The sequence below is a fragment of the Rhodobacter maris genome, assembly GCF_900217815.1.
GTDB classification, from domain to species: Bacteria; Pseudomonadota; Alphaproteobacteria; order Rhodobacterales; family Rhodobacteraceae; genus Rhodobacter; species Rhodobacter maris.
In genome coordinates, this window is sequence record NZ_OBMT01000006.1 from 1 (window position 1) to 13,320 (window position 13,320).

Below are 13,320 nucleotides of genomic sequence, written 5' to 3' on the forward strand. Positions count from 1 at the left end.
CTCGTCCGTGCCCCGCATCATGATCCCCTCTCGCCGTGAGAAGGGGTGAATCATGTTCTGCATCCAAGGTCGAGGCCGACTATTTCAGCGACCTGTTAAGGGCTTCGATCCGCATATGGCCGTCGAGCAGGAAAAACTTCGCTGCGTCATCAAGGCTGCGCGCCACGACCGGCGCCTCGACCAATCCGATCGCCTTAATCGAACTACGGATCTGCGCATATTTCTTGCTCTCCTTGGCGCCCGGGCGCAGCACCTTCAACGGAACAAGCTGTTCGATTGCGAGGTCGATGGTGTCGTATTCAAAGGCAAGCTTGACGACATGCGTGCCGCGGCGATCTGCGCTCATCGGACTGGCTCCGGCATCAGCCGGTCGGCGAGAGCTCTGGGCATGTCGATGAGGCCTTCATCGCGGAGAAGCTCTGGGAACTCCCCCTGAGAAAGCAGATCCCTCAAGGCTTCGACGATGAAGATCAGCCGGGCCTGGGTAACGTCGGATTTCCGGACCAGGATGCGCTGCTTGTCGGCCTCTCGCTGGTAGAGTTTCATCAGATCGGCCTGGGTGAGCTTGCGGCTTCCACCCCGTCGGCCCAAGCCGCTGTCCGGCACGGTCTTCTTTTGCAAGAGTCGCTGGTTCAGCAGACGGCGGATCTTGCCGAGCTTCTTGCCCTTGATCTGGCCAGCCTCATAGGCGTCCATCAGGAGAGCCTGCACATCGTCGCCTTTCGCGCGGGCGATGTCGACGGCGAGGCTGACAGGGATGAGGCCGGTTTCGACCGCCGCTACAAGCCGTTCCTCGCCGCGCTCGAGGAGCGTGACGATCACGTTCACCCAGCTTTGTGTGCAGCCGATCTTTTCGGCGATGTCGACATCGGTGTAGCCGCGCTGGTGAAGGTTGCCGATCTCTAGCATCAGATCGATCGGACGATGCTGGCGCCGTGCAATGTTCTCCACGAGGCTCATTACCATGCAGGCTGCGTCCTCTGCCTCAATGACGACCGCCGGAATCTTCTCCTGCCCAAGCAGTCGAAAGGCTTCCAGCCGGCCCTCGCCGCAAACCAGGTCGTAGCGCTCGGGATCGTCAGGGTGTCTGCGAACGGTCACCGGTCGCTTGAGCCCGACGGCATCGATGTTGTCCACGATTTCCCTGTGTAGCCGCTTGTTGCGGGCACGTGGATTCAGAACTCCGATCCGATCGATCGGGATCATTCGAAGATGCTGGGGGCGGGGCGGATCGGTCATGCTACCTCCCTGAGAGGTTTGCGCTCTGCGAGCGCGTAGAGCGGATCGAGGCTGTCAAAACGATAACCGTCGAGGGCGAGGCCATTGTCCTCGGCAAGACGAAGTCTGCCGGTGCCGATGTCGAGGAGGGGGAAGAGGAAGTAGTCGAAAGGTTTCCGGTTGCGTTCGTCCATCCGGATGACAACGGAGATGTCCGGTACGAGCCCGGTATCGAACCGCACACGCCAGCGGAACGATCCAGCCTGGGTGCGGGCGCAGCGGACGATGAGCAATGACAGGGTAAACTCGCCATTGACAGTCATGAGATCGGTCGTCGCATCTCGTGTGGTGGCGCCGCCTGCAGCGGAGATCCCACTCAGAACTTCATCGATGACTTCGGGATGGAGCCGGCGGAGTTCGCGGTTGATCTCGATGTAGCGGTAGTCGCGCCGCGGCCTGAAACCGACGAGACGATAGGCCCGGAGCAGGCTGCCGAACCGATGGCTGTAGGCGCTGCTCGATGGGGTTTCGTCGGCCTCGTCGATGATAAGACCCGACAAGGCCCCCTGATGGTCCAGCAGCGTTTGCAGCGCAGCGAGCATCTCCGCGTCGGACATGCGGGCCGAGCGCGCGGCGATGATCTTCTTGGCTGCTTCGTAGAGCGTCGGATCGACGATTGCCGGAAAGCTGTTCGGTGCTCTGATCCAAGTTTCAGGATCGTTGCGGACATGCTTCTTCTTGAGCTTGAACGACACCCGGTTCCAGACATTCGTGCCGATGTACTTCTCGTTGATCAGCAGCTGATGGACGGAACCCCGCGTCCAGGGCCGACCAAGGTCCGTCAGGATGCCACGGTCATTCAGCCCATCGGCGATCTGTGCTTCGTTTTGACCTTCTGAAACAAAGGCGCGGTAGACCTCCCGAACGACGGCAACTTCTTCCTCGGGGCCCGGCACGAGCACGACGCGATCGGTTTGCAGGCTCTTGTGTTCGCCTTGGGTGAGCGTTGCCTTGGGAACCCCGTGCTGATCGATGAGCAGGCGGCGTAAACTGAACCCGGCGGGACCACCCTGACGAAAGCCTTTTTCAATCAGGCGGCATTGCCCGGTGAAAACCTTGCTCGACAGCTCTCGGCTGTATTCGCCAGCCATGGCACGCTTGAAGCCCTTGAACATCGTGGCCATGGGGCTGCCGTCGTTTTCGAATTGTTCGGCGCAATAGTGCACGTCGATCCCGGCGCGCCGGCAGATATATTCGTAATAGGCACTCTCGTCTGCGTCCTGGAAACGACCCCAACGGCTGATGTCGTAGACAAGGATGACGTCGAAATCCGCGCTTCCGGAGGTTACGGTCTCGATCAGACGTTTCAGAGCGTCCCGGCCTTCGATCCGCAGCCCGCTCTTTCCTTCATCGGCGTAAGTGCGGACGATCTCCATACCGCGCCGTGCGGCGTAGGCTTGGATTGCCGCGGCCTGGTTTTCAGTCGAGTAGCGCTGGTGATCGGTAGACATGCGCACGTACTCGGCCGCCCGAACTAGGGACGGACCATCGCGTGCACTGTCTGGGAACGCGGGATTCACCACCGGGCTCGGCCTCCATCTGCGCCAGAACAAAACATCCAACCCCGGTGCCGCAGAGGCCCGGGTAAGGTCGTTCGTCATTCTATGAGTCCCCTTCACGATAGCAGATTCCATCGCGTCCGAGGCCGCTCAAATGACACCGGAGGTCTGCATCGGCAGGATCGTGCCGCTGAGATCCAGTTCCCTGCTTGAAGAAGAAATTAGCTTGTTCGGCCCCCAAAAGTTCTCTGCTCCTGTCATTGGGGAATGCAGAATAAGGCATTGAATAGGCGTGGATATTTCCGCAGAATTTGGCGTTGATTGCCCGAAAACAGCAGAAATTCGCTGCTAATTTCCCTGTTTGCAGAGAATTTCGCGGAGACGGGATAGCTCCAGACTGGCTCCTCCGCCACTTGCCTCCGTGAAAGCGTTCTCAGGGGCTTACTTCGGCAGGATTTTCCCTTTTTTTCTGGGTTATGCGGGGTGGGCTGAACACTACCCTTGCAGCCAGGTGGCCCGGAAGCGGTCTCTCCGGGCCGATATTTTCTGGACCTCACGACGGCGCGGATTTGGTGAACGACTTATAAGCCACTGGCATTGCGACGTTTTCTGCGCCGCAATAGGTGCAAGCGCGGCCGAACGCGTCCACCACTGCCTGCCATTGCCGCGCATTGAACCGCTCATCGCCGAGACGGCTCAGAATGTTCCGTACCAGATAATTCTGTGCGTTCCCGATGGCATTTCCCTTGTAGCGCCCTCGCGCAGTGCGGATGGCATCGTCCGGCGGCGGGGAATCGGAAGTCGCGGTCTCAGGGAGAAAATCTACGGAGAGCCCTCTGCTGGCCAAGTAGCGCTGCACAAGGGGAAGGCTCTTGCTGGTCGGAGGATTGAACCATTGGCTCGTCACGCGCACGGGGACGCCATGAACCACATTTTCGCGCGTCCAATACCTCTTCGCAGTATTTGAAGATTGCCCGAACGCTGCTTTGGACGATTTGACCTATCTTCATTGAACCCCCGCGATGCTTCTGTTGGAAGCATACCCGCGGGGCTATTCTTCGACGACGATCATTTTACGCTGATGCGGAGCCCCCCCGGGATATTTGGAGCGAGCCGAAACGGCGCCGGTTCTCTGCCCGACCGGGCGCAACGATCCTTGGGGGCATTGGCCGCAGGCCAGGAAGGGGCTGCGCCCCTAATTCAGTTCGGCCAGAATGCGCCGCGCCTCCGCGTGGCAGTCGATCAGCGGATCGCGGTCCTCGGCGGGGAAGAAGCGCGCGCGCACTGCGGTTTCCATCGGTTGCGGCTGGGCGATGCAGACCTTCGGGCCGATTTTTGCGGTCTCCGCCTGCCAACTGCGCACCAGCGACATCTGCGCCGCTTTCGTCGCACCGTAGGAGCCCCAGAACGGCAGGCCGGTGCGGTCATCCTCGAAAAAGAGCGCCTTGCCCTCGCCCGCGCGGAGCGCGGGTTCGATCAGCGGAATGAGCGTGGTGAGCGCCGTATAATTCGTCGCCACCGATTTTTCCACATCCTCTGCGTCGAGATGGCCGGCCGGGGTCAGCGGTGCGGCATGGATCGCGGTATGGACCCAGAGTTGCACCCCCCCCCAGCGGCCCAGGATGCCATTGGCGAGGGTCTCCATCTCCTCGGTCTTGCAGATGTCGAGCGGCGCGAGCGTGGCGGTGCCGCCTGCCGCCTGAATGCGGTCGTCAAGCGCTTCGAGCCCGCCGACGGTGCGTGCCACGGCGAGCACATGCCAGCCCTGTTTGCCAAGTTCCTCGGCAATGGCAAAGCCGAGCCCGCGCGAGGCTCCGGTGACAAGGGCGAGTTTCTTTTGCGGCTGGTCGGTCATGGGCTCCTCCGATCTTTTCGCTCGGGTTCTAGGGGCGCGCGGCCCCCCGCGCAAGCGTCGCTTTGGCGCAGTCCGCGGAAACAGAATAATCCCGTTAAGTCGAATTTCATTTCTGCTCCGGAGAATGGGAAAAAATTCTGGACCCCGTATGCCCTTCTTCGGTGCCTGGCATCTCCGCGATCTGATCCTTTCCGGCCCCGATCCGTTCGGATCGACTGGGGTCGCCAATGTCGATGCGGTGGGGGCGAGTACCTTCACCCTGTTGCCAGAGGCCCGGCCGTACCGCGTCGATCTGCCCCGTGTCGATCCCTCCGACGGGGATGCGTTGTCAAAAGAGGCCGACGGGAGGCGCGGGCCTGCCACTGCGAAGGCTTTTATCGGAGACGCTTGCGACCCTGGCGCCGCGGGTGATGTCGAGATCGCCTTTTCCTATGTGATCCGACCCCTCGGCTCTGCCGATCCGGCAGACAACGTCACCCTTCATGCGCTGGAAGCTGAAGGTGCGGTGCAGGGCATCGCAAGTGCCGGGCGGCTCATTGCCGGGCAGAGCTACCTGATTGTCGCGATCGAAACGAGCGACCCGGCGGTGCCCTCGAACGAGATGGCGGTCTGTTTTGCGGCCGGAACGCTGATCGCCACCCGGCGCGGGCCGAAGCCGGTCGAGACCCTGGGGCCGGGGGACCGGATTCAGACCTCCGACAATGGCTTTGCTGCGGTGGATTGGGTCGGGCGCTGGCGGGTGAACGGAATGGGGGCCTCGGCGCCGGTGCGCATTTCTGCGGGCGTGCTCGGCAATGATCGGCCGCTTTTTCTGTCCGGACAACACCGGGTGTTGTTGCGCCCCACGGCGGGGCCGCTCGCGGGTGAGGAAGTGCTGGTGGCGGCAAAAACGCTCGTCGGCCTGCCCGGTGTGGCGCGAATGCCCTGTCCGCGGATTGAATGGGTGCATGTGCTGCTGCCCGCTCATGAGGTGATTTTTGCCGAGAATGCCCGCGCCGAGAGCCTGCTGCTCGGGCAGCAGGCGTTCCGGATCATGGAGCCGGTGCAGGCGCGGGGCTTGCGCGACGCGCTGAGCGACGCGCCGCTCTTGCGGCTGCCCGCGCGGCCGATCGTGCCGCCCGTCAAGGTTGGCCGGTTGATCTTGCAGCACCGGGCCGGGCTCGGCCCCGCACAGGTCGCGGGGTTGCAACGGGTTTGAGGCGGTGCCCCGGGGCGCGGCAGAAGGGTAAATATCGCTCGCACGGCCGGTCCGGCTTGGCTATAACCGCCCCAGACCATCGCCCATTCGCGCGCCGGGCCTGAGGCGGCGCTTGCCCGAGAGGAGATCCCATGCCCGCCGAGCTTTCCCCCATCGACAAGGCGAAATTCGCCGCTGCCCGCCGTGCTGTGGATTTTGTCGAAAATGGCATGAAGGTTGGCCTCGGCACCGGCTCCACCGCCGCCTGGATGGTGCGCTGCCTTGGCGAGCGGGTGCGCGAGGAGGGGCTTCGGATCACCGGCGTGCCGACCTCGTCGCGCACAGCGGATCTGGCGCGGCAGGTGGGGATCCCGGTCATCGGCCTCGACGAGGCGAAATGGCTCGATCTGACGATCGACGGCGCGGATGAATTCGACGGCGAGCTCAATCTGATCAAGGGCGGCGGCGGAGCTCTGCTGCAAGAAAAGATCGTTGCCACCGCCTCGGACCGCATGATCGTGATTTCGGATGCGTCGAAAGAGGTGGTGAATCTCGGCGCTTTCCCGCTCCCCGTCGAAGTCGTGCCCTTTGGCTGGCAGACCACCCGCGCGCTGATCGAGGAAATGCTGATCTCGGTCGATGTGCTGGGGCGGCAGACGACGCTGCGGCTCTCCGGCAGCCAGCCCTATATCACCGACGAGGGCAACCACATCGTGGATCTGCACCTCAACCGCATCGCCAATCCGCGTCAGCTCGCGATGGCGCTGAACCAGATCCCGGGCGTGGTGGAGAACGGGCTGTTCATCGACATCTGCGACATGGTGATCATTGGCGGCCCCGATGGCGCAGTCGAGCTGCGCGACATCAACGAGGGCACCGTGACGCAGGAGCGCATCGACTTTGCCGAGGATGGCAACATATTTGCCGATATCGACTGAGCAATCGACCGGGGCAAAACCATGGCGACAGAGGCGAAGGCAGACCATCCCGAGCATCGGCCCGATCTGGTGATCGAGGGGCGGGCAAAGATGCCCCATGTCTGGGCGGCAGGGATCATCGTGATCGGGCTTGTGCAGGCGATTTCGCCGGCTTTCGCGCTCGTGGAAATGCTCCGCGGCGGGGGGGAGGCGGGGATGGTCTGGTCCGCGCTCACCGGTCTTGTCGGCGCGGTTTTGTGCTTTTTCCTCGCCTGGGTGCTCTGGTCGCTGCCGCGACCGGCGCTGGTGTTCCGCCCCGACCGGCTCGAGGTGGCGCGGTTCTGGGGCAAGTATACCTCCGTCAGCTATGCCGAGCTGCATGACAAGGATGAAGATCCCTCGAAAGCGGGCGGCAAGGCGGCGGTGCGGCTGCGCGATCTCTCGATCCCGGGCTGGGTTCTGACGAAAGAAGAGGATGCGGCCTGGCGCGCGGAGCTGGCTGCGCGGGTGCCCTCGATCGCGGCCGCGGGCAAATAACGCCCGCCGCGCCCCGCTCGGCTTGTCCTTCGGGGCGGTGAGGGCTAAGTCCTTCGGGCGGCAATGAACCGCGGAGCGAAAGGACGGCAGATGAGCTTCGATTTCGACCTCTTCGTGATCGGCGGCGGCTCCGGCGGCGTGCGTGCGGCGCGGATCGCGGCGGGCTATGGCGCCAAGGTGGCGCTCGCCGAGGAAGACCGGATGGGCGGCACCTGTGTGATCCGCGGCTGCGTGCCCAAGAAGCTGATGGTTTTTGCCGCCTCGATGCCCGCGGCGGTGGCAGAGGCGCAGGCCTATGGCTGGAGCGCGACGATCGGCGCGTTTGACTGGCGCGCCTTCCGCGCCAAGCTTCATGCCGAGCTGGACCGGCTGGAGCGCATCTACCGTGCCGGTCAGGAAAATGCGGGCGTGCACGTTTTCAATCAGCGCGCCACGGTGGCGGGCACGCATGAGGTGCGGCTCGCCGATGGCACGGTTGTCTCGGCCAAGCATATCCTGATCGCGGTGGGCGGGCGCCCCTTCGTGCCGAAGTTCGACGGCTGCGAGCATGTGCTGACCTCCAACGATCTCTTTCATCTCGATACGCTGCCCAAGCGTCTGCTGATTGTCGGGGGCGGCTATATTGCTTCGGAATTCGCCTGTGTCTTCAACGGGCTGGGAAGCGACGTTGCGCAGTGGAACCGCTCGCCCCTGCTGCGCAGCTTTGATACCGAATGCCGCGACCTGATCGTGGAACGGATGCGCGCGCGCGGCATTGACGTGCATGAGAACGTGGTCATCGACCGGGTGACGACATCGGGGAGCGGTTTTGTGGCCCATTGTGGCGATGGCCGCAGTCAGGAATTTGATGCCATCGTCTATGCCACCGGGCGAGTGCCGAACACCCATGGCCTCGGGCTTGAGGCGGCGGGTGTGGCGCTCGCGCCAAACGGGGCTGTGGTGGTGGATGACTGGTCGCAGACCAATATCCCCTCGATCTATGCCGTGGGCGATGTGACCGACCGGGTGAACCTGACGCCCGTGGCGATCCGCGAGGGCCATGCCTTCGCCGATACGATCTTTGGCGCGCAGCCGCGCAAAACCGATCACGCGTTGATCGCCTCGGCGGTCTTCACTCGTCCCGAATTCGGCACCTGCGGGCTGTCCGAGGAAGAGGCGCGCAAACACGGCCCGGTCGAGGTTTACGTGAGTGCGTTCCGGCCGATGCGCTCGGCCTTCGCGGGCGCCGACGACCGTGTCCTCATGAAGCTCGTGGTCGCCAAGGAAAGCCGCAAGGTGATTGGCTGCCATATCGTTGCCCCGGAGGCGGGCGAGATGATCCAGCTTGCCGCCATCGCCATGAAGATGGGGGCAACGAAGGAACAATTTGATGCCACCTGCGCGGTGCATCCGACCATGGCCGAGGAGCTGGTGACGATGCGTTCGCCGGTGCGGCATCACTGACCGGCATTGACGCGGCAAAAGCCTGCGGCAAACATGAGCGAAACGGTTGAAATTTGACGCATGATCCCCACTTCGGGGCGTAAGAGACACAAGGTGAGGACAGCATGACGAACGGAGGACCCTGGGGCTCGGGCGGCGGCGATGACCGCGAACCGCCGCGCCGCCCCGGCCCGCGCCGCCCGCAGGACGGCAACAATTCCATCCCCGAGATCGACCAGATCATGAAAAAGGGCTCCGAGCAGCTGCGCGTGCTGATGGGCGGGCGCTCAGGCAATGGCGGCCGCCCCGGCGGCGGCGGGCGCGGCAATGGCCCGGCCTTCACGCTTGGCACGCTCGGGCTTGGGGCGCTGGCGCTTCTGGCCGCCTGGGCCTGGGCCTCGTTCTACACCGTGCAGCAAAACGAACGCTCGATCGAACTGATGTTCGGCAAATACCGCGCGACCGGGAACCCCGGCCTCAACTTCGCGCCCTGGCCCGTGGTGACGGCCGAAGTGATCCCGGTCACTGACGAGCGCACCACCGAGATCGGCACCGGGCGCGGCAGCGCGATGGATTCGGGCCTGATGCTCACGGGCGACCAGAACATCGTCGATGTGAACTACCAGATCGTCTGGAACGTTTCGGACCCGCAGAAATACCTCTTCAACCTTGCCGACCCGGAAGACACGATCCGCGCGGTGAGTGAATCGGCGATGCGCGACATCATCGCGCGCTCGGCGCTCGCGCCCATTCTCAACCGCGACCGCGGCGTGATTGCGGCCGATCTGCGCGCCGCGGCGCAGCAGACGCTCGACAGCTATCAGGCAGGCATCAACATCGTGCGGGTGAACTTCAACCGCGCCGATCCGCCGCGCGAGGTGATCGACAGTTTCCGCGACGTGCAGGCCGCGCAACAGGAGCGCGACAAGCTCGAGAAGGAAGCCGATGCCTATGCCAACAAGGTGACGGCAGAGGCGCGCGGGCAGGCGGCGCAGATCCAGCAGCAAGCCGAGGCCTATCGCGCCCAGGTGGTCAATGATGCGCAGGGTCAGGCCGCGCGTTTCGTCTCGGTTTACGAGGAATATCGCAAGGCCCCGGATGTGACGAAACGGCGGATGTTCTACGAGACGATGAGCCAGACGCTGGGCGACGTGAACAAGGTGGTGATCGACGGCACGGCGGGCGCGGTGCCCTATCTGCCGCTTGACAGGCTGCGCCCGCAGGGTGGCTTGACCAGCGGAGGGAGCAACTGATGCGCGCGCAACTTCTGATCCCCGTCGGCGTGATCGCGCTCGGCGTTGCCCTGTCCTCCGTCTACACGGTCGACGAGCGCGAAAAGGCGCTGGTGCTGCAATTCGGCGAGGTGGTCTCCTCGCGCACCGCCCCCGGCATCGGCTTCAAGATCCCGCTGGTGCAGAATGTCGTGAAATACGACGACCGGATTCTCGCGCTTTCCACCCAGCCGCTTGAGGTGACGCCGCTCGACGACCGGCGCCTTGTGGTGGATGCCTTTGCGCGCTGGCGCATTGTCGATGCGGTCAAGTTCCGCGAGGCGGTGGGCGATGGCGGCGAGAATTTCGCCAAGAACCGGCTCGACGGCATCCTGAACAACGCGATCCGCGAAGTCATGGGCTCGGTGCCCTCGACGGCGGTTCTGTCGGACGACCGCACCGCGCTGATGAACCAGATCCGTGACATCGCCCGGCGCGAGGCGAATGCGCTTGGCATCGACGTGATCGATGTGCGGCTGACGCGGACTGACCTGCCTGAGCAGAACCTGCAATCGACCTATGACCGGATGCGTGCGGAGCGGCAGCGCGAGGCGGCGGATGAGCGCGCCCGCGGCGGCGAGGCGGCGCAGCGCGTGCGCGCGACCGCCGACCGTCAGGTGGTGGAACTCACCTCCGAGGCGCGCAAGCAGGCCGAAATCGTGCGCGGCAAGGCCGATGCGGAGCGCAACGCGATCTATGCCGAGGCCTATGGCAAGGATGCGTCCTTCTTTGCCTTTACCCGGGCGCTGCAGTTTTACGCCGACAGTCTGAAACCGGGCTCCTCCTCGCTCGTGACCGAGCCGGACAGCCTCTATTTCGACTATGACCGGTTCGTGAAATCGCTCGGCCCGGAGGCGGCCGGGAATTGATGGCATCGCTGGTCACCGCACTCGGACTTGTGCTGGTGATCGAGGGGCTGGCGCTTGCGCTGGCCCCTCGTCGCATTGAAGAGGCGCTGGCGCTGATCGCTGCGCTCGGCCCCGAGGGGCGGCGCAGGCTCGGGCTTGCCGCAGTGGCCGCCGGGGTAGCAGTGGTGGCGCTGGTGCGGTTTTTCTCCTGATCGGGCCGCGCCCGTCCCATCATGGCTCTCACATCGAATTTACGCGCCGCGACGGGCTTTCATTTGAAGGCCGTGCCGCTTAGGCTTCATAACAACGCCAGGCCGGTCCCCGCGCCGGCAAGGACCACGGGAGAGAACCTGATGACCATCACCGCCCCTCGCCAGCAGCCCCGCGCCGCGGCTTCTCATTTTGTCAAGACGCTCCTCGGCGTGGCGCTCCTTTCGACGGCGCTCACCGTGGCGCCGATCACCCCCGCCCATGCCTTTGCCGCGCCCGAAAGCTTTGCGGATCTGGTCGAACAGGTGAAACCGGCGGTGGTGATGATCACCACCTCGACCGTTGTCACCGAGCCGGCGAGCGGCATGCCGGGCTTTCCGCCGGGCTCGCCCTTCGAAGAGTTCTTCAAGGAATTCGGCATGCCGAACGTGCCGGGGCAGAACGGCCCGGCGCGGCCGCATCGCTCCGACGCGCTCGGCTCGGGCTTCGTGATCTCGGAAGACGGCTATATCGTCACCAACAACCATGTGATCGAGAATGCCGACGAGATCTCGATCGAATTTGCCAATGGCACCAAGCTTGACGCCAAGCTCATCGGCACCGATCCGAAAACCGATATCGCGCTTCTGAAGGTGGAGAGCGACAAGCCCTTGCCCTTTGTGAGCTTTGGCGACAGCGACACGATGCGCGAGGGCGACTGGGTGATGGCGATGGGCAACCCGCTTGGTCAGGGCTTCTCCACCTCGGTCGGCATCGTTTCTGCGCGCAATCGCGAGCTTTCGGGCACCTATGACGATTACATCCAGACCGATGCCGCGATCAACCGTGGCAACTCGGGCGGGCCTTTGTTCAGCACTGCGGGCAAGGTGATCGGGGTGAACACCGCGATCATGTCGCCCAACGGCGGCTCGATCGGCATCGGCTTCTCGATGGCTTCGAATGTGGTTTCCAAGGTGGTGAGCCAGCTGAAGGAATTCGGCGCCACCCGGCGCGGCTGGCTCGGCGTGAAGATCCAGGATGTGACCCCCGACATGGCGGAGGCGATGAACCTTTCGACGCCCGAAGGGGTGATGGTCTCCGATGTGCCCGATGGCCCGGCCAAGGATGCGGGCATGCAATCGGGCGATGTGATCACCAGCTTCGACGGCAATCCGGTGAAGGACAGCAAGGATCTGGTGCGCCGGGTCGCCGATGCACCGGTGGGCGAGGCGGTGCGGGTCGTGGTGATGCGCGAGGGCAAGGAGCAGACGCTGCTCGTCACGCTGGGGCAACGCGAACTGGCCGAGGGTTCGGAGGCCGGGGCCGACACTGGCAAGGCCAGCCCGGGCGGCAGCGATGGCGTGGTGCTCGGCATGACGCTCTCGCCGCTTTCCGATCAGCTTCGCTCCGAACTCAATCTGCCCGCGGCGATGATCGGCCTCGTGGTGACCGATGTCGACGAGTCGAGCGAGGCTTTCGACAAGGGGCTGCGCAAGGGCGATGTGATCGTCGAGGCGGGTCAGCAGCCGGTGTTGTCGGTGGGCGATCTGGAGGCACGGGTGAGCGAAGCGAAGGAGGGCGGCCGCAAATCGGTGTTGCTGCTGATCCGCCGCGGGGGCGAGCCGCGCTTTGTGGCGGTGCCGATCGACTGAGCGGGGCCCGCAGGGGCTTGATTGCCACGCGAGACAAAGGCACCCGGAAGGGTGCCTTTTGAGTCGGAGAGAGGGAGTTCTTTCGGCGGCGCCGGTGCACCCCGGCTTGGGGCGAGGGTTTTTCTCCGAGTCCTGGCCGCCGCTCGCGCGGCGTCAGAAAGGGTTTTCCGAAGGGGAGGGCTATCCTCCTTTGCTGGGCGTCGCCGAGCGTGATGGGTCTTCAGCGCACCGCTGCCGGTAGGCCTGAAAACGGGCGTTCAAACCGGAGAAACCAGCTATCTTTACAAGGCGTTGCAACACTCTCGGATAGGGGGGAGCAAAGTGGTGCGGGTGAAGGGACTCGAACCCCCACGCCAAGGCGCCAGAACCTAAATCTGGTGCGTCTACCAATTCCGCCACACCCGCATCGGCTTGCTTCTAGCAAGAGGGAAGGGCGCTGGATAGGGGGCGGATGGGGAAATCGAGAGATTGCCCTGCCTGTCCGTCACGGCTGGCGCCTGAAGCCGGGGGGCGCCGCCGGCTCGGGGAGCCTCGCCGTCGGACCTGCCGCGTGCCTTCCGGCGCGGGAGGGGGGGGCGTCTTGCGTCTGCCCGTTGTGGCGCAAAAGAAACGATCGGCCTTTCTGCGCCGGCTCCGCGTGCAAAAATTAACCTTTTGCTCGCCAGCGCCGGGCAC

At 64.0% G+C, this 13,320-nt stretch carries 13 protein-coding genes and 1 tRNA gene; 8 read left to right on the top strand and 6 right to left on the bottom strand.

Going from position 1 to position 13,320, the window contains the following annotated elements:
• Positions 1-79: 79 nt before the first annotated feature.
• The 5 genes from CRO22_RS09820 to CRO22_RS09835 all read right to left on the bottom strand — a co-directional run bounded on the left by CRO22_RS09820 (position 80) and on the right by CRO22_RS09835 (position 4,632).
• The gene (locus CRO22_RS09820) at positions 80-346 is read right to left on the bottom strand and encodes a ParB N-terminal domain-containing protein (protein ID WP_097069978.1); all 267 of its coding nucleotides are present in this window, start codon (positions 344-346) and stop codon (positions 80-82) included.
• Entirely contained in the window at positions 343-1,239 is an 897-nt protein-coding gene (locus tag CRO22_RS09825; RefSeq protein ID WP_217991888.1) for a plasmid partitioning protein RepB C-terminal domain-containing protein, read from the bottom strand. The genes CRO22_RS09820 and CRO22_RS09825 overlap by 4 nt, the downstream gene beginning before the upstream one ends.
• Positions 1,236-2,879, bottom strand: a complete 1,644-nt coding sequence (locus tag CRO22_RS09830) for a recombinase family protein (RefSeq protein WP_281254751.1) — start codon at positions 2,877-2,879, stop codon at positions 1,236-1,238. Before CRO22_RS09830 ends, CRO22_RS09825 begins: the two co-directional genes overlap by 4 nt.
• A 451-nt stretch (positions 2,880-3,330) precedes the next feature.
• Complete coding sequence (locus tag CRO22_RS18660) at positions 3,331-3,690, bottom strand: hypothetical protein (protein ID WP_141399436.1); 360 nt, start codon at positions 3,688-3,690, stop codon at positions 3,331-3,333.
• A gap of 282 nt (positions 3,691-3,972) precedes the next feature.
• On the bottom strand, positions 3,973-4,632 hold the full coding sequence (locus tag CRO22_RS09835; protein ID WP_097069980.1) for an SDR family NAD(P)-dependent oxidoreductase: 660 nt from the start codon (positions 4,630-4,632) through the stop codon (positions 3,973-3,975).
• 148 nt (positions 4,633-4,780) lie between these two features.
• On the opposite strand from CRO22_RS09835, the gene CRO22_RS09840 reads away from it, so the two are divergent.
• From CRO22_RS09840 to CRO22_RS09875, 8 genes are all read left to right on the top strand, one after another.
• Entirely contained in the window at positions 4,781-5,830 is a 1,050-nt protein-coding gene (locus tag CRO22_RS09840) for a Hint domain-containing protein (protein ID WP_176518607.1), read from the top strand.
• Between the two features lie 131 nt (positions 5,831-5,961).
• The gene (gene rpiA / locus CRO22_RS09845; RefSeq protein WP_097069981.1) at positions 5,962-6,747 is read left to right on the top strand and encodes a ribose-5-phosphate isomerase RpiA; all 786 of its coding nucleotides are present in this window, start codon (positions 5,962-5,964) and stop codon (positions 6,745-6,747) included.
• A 21-nt stretch (positions 6,748-6,768) separates the two neighbouring features.
• Positions 6,769-7,263, top strand: a complete 495-nt coding sequence (locus tag CRO22_RS09850) for a hypothetical protein (RefSeq protein WP_097069982.1) — start codon at positions 6,769-6,771, stop codon at positions 7,261-7,263.
• Positions 7,264-7,353: 90 nt separating this feature from the next.
• Entirely contained in the window at positions 7,354-8,706 is a 1,353-nt protein-coding gene (gorA, locus tag CRO22_RS09855) for a glutathione-disulfide reductase (protein WP_097069983.1), read from the top strand.
• Positions 8,707-8,810: 104 nt separating this feature from the next.
• Positions 8,811-9,938: an FtsH protease activity modulator HflK gene (gene hflK, locus CRO22_RS09860; protein WP_097069984.1), complete on the top strand. Its 1,128-nt coding sequence runs from the start codon at positions 8,811-8,813 to the stop codon at positions 9,936-9,938.
• Positions 9,935-10,825 carry a protease modulator HflC gene (gene hflC / locus CRO22_RS09865; RefSeq protein ID WP_176518619.1) on the top strand — a complete coding sequence of 297 codons (891 nt, stop codon included), beginning with the start codon at positions 9,935-9,937 and terminating at the stop codon, positions 10,823-10,825. The genes hflK and hflC overlap by 4 nt, the downstream gene beginning before the upstream one ends.
• Positions 10,825-11,016 (top strand): DUF2065 family protein, encoded by a 192-nt coding sequence (locus CRO22_RS09870; protein WP_097069986.1) that lies wholly within the window; start codon positions 10,825-10,827, stop codon positions 11,014-11,016. Before hflC ends, CRO22_RS09870 begins: the two co-directional genes overlap by 1 nt.
• 141 nt (positions 11,017-11,157) lie before the next feature.
• Positions 11,158-12,645 (top strand): DegQ family serine endoprotease, encoded by a 1,488-nt coding sequence (locus tag CRO22_RS09875; RefSeq protein WP_097069987.1) that lies wholly within the window; start codon positions 11,158-11,160, stop codon positions 12,643-12,645.
• A 322-nt stretch (positions 12,646-12,967) separates the two neighbouring features.
• Here CRO22_RS09875 and CRO22_RS09880 read toward each other — a convergent pair.
• A tRNA-Leu gene (locus CRO22_RS09880) sits at positions 12,968-13,050 on the bottom strand.
• Positions 13,051-13,320 lie beyond the last annotated feature (270 nt).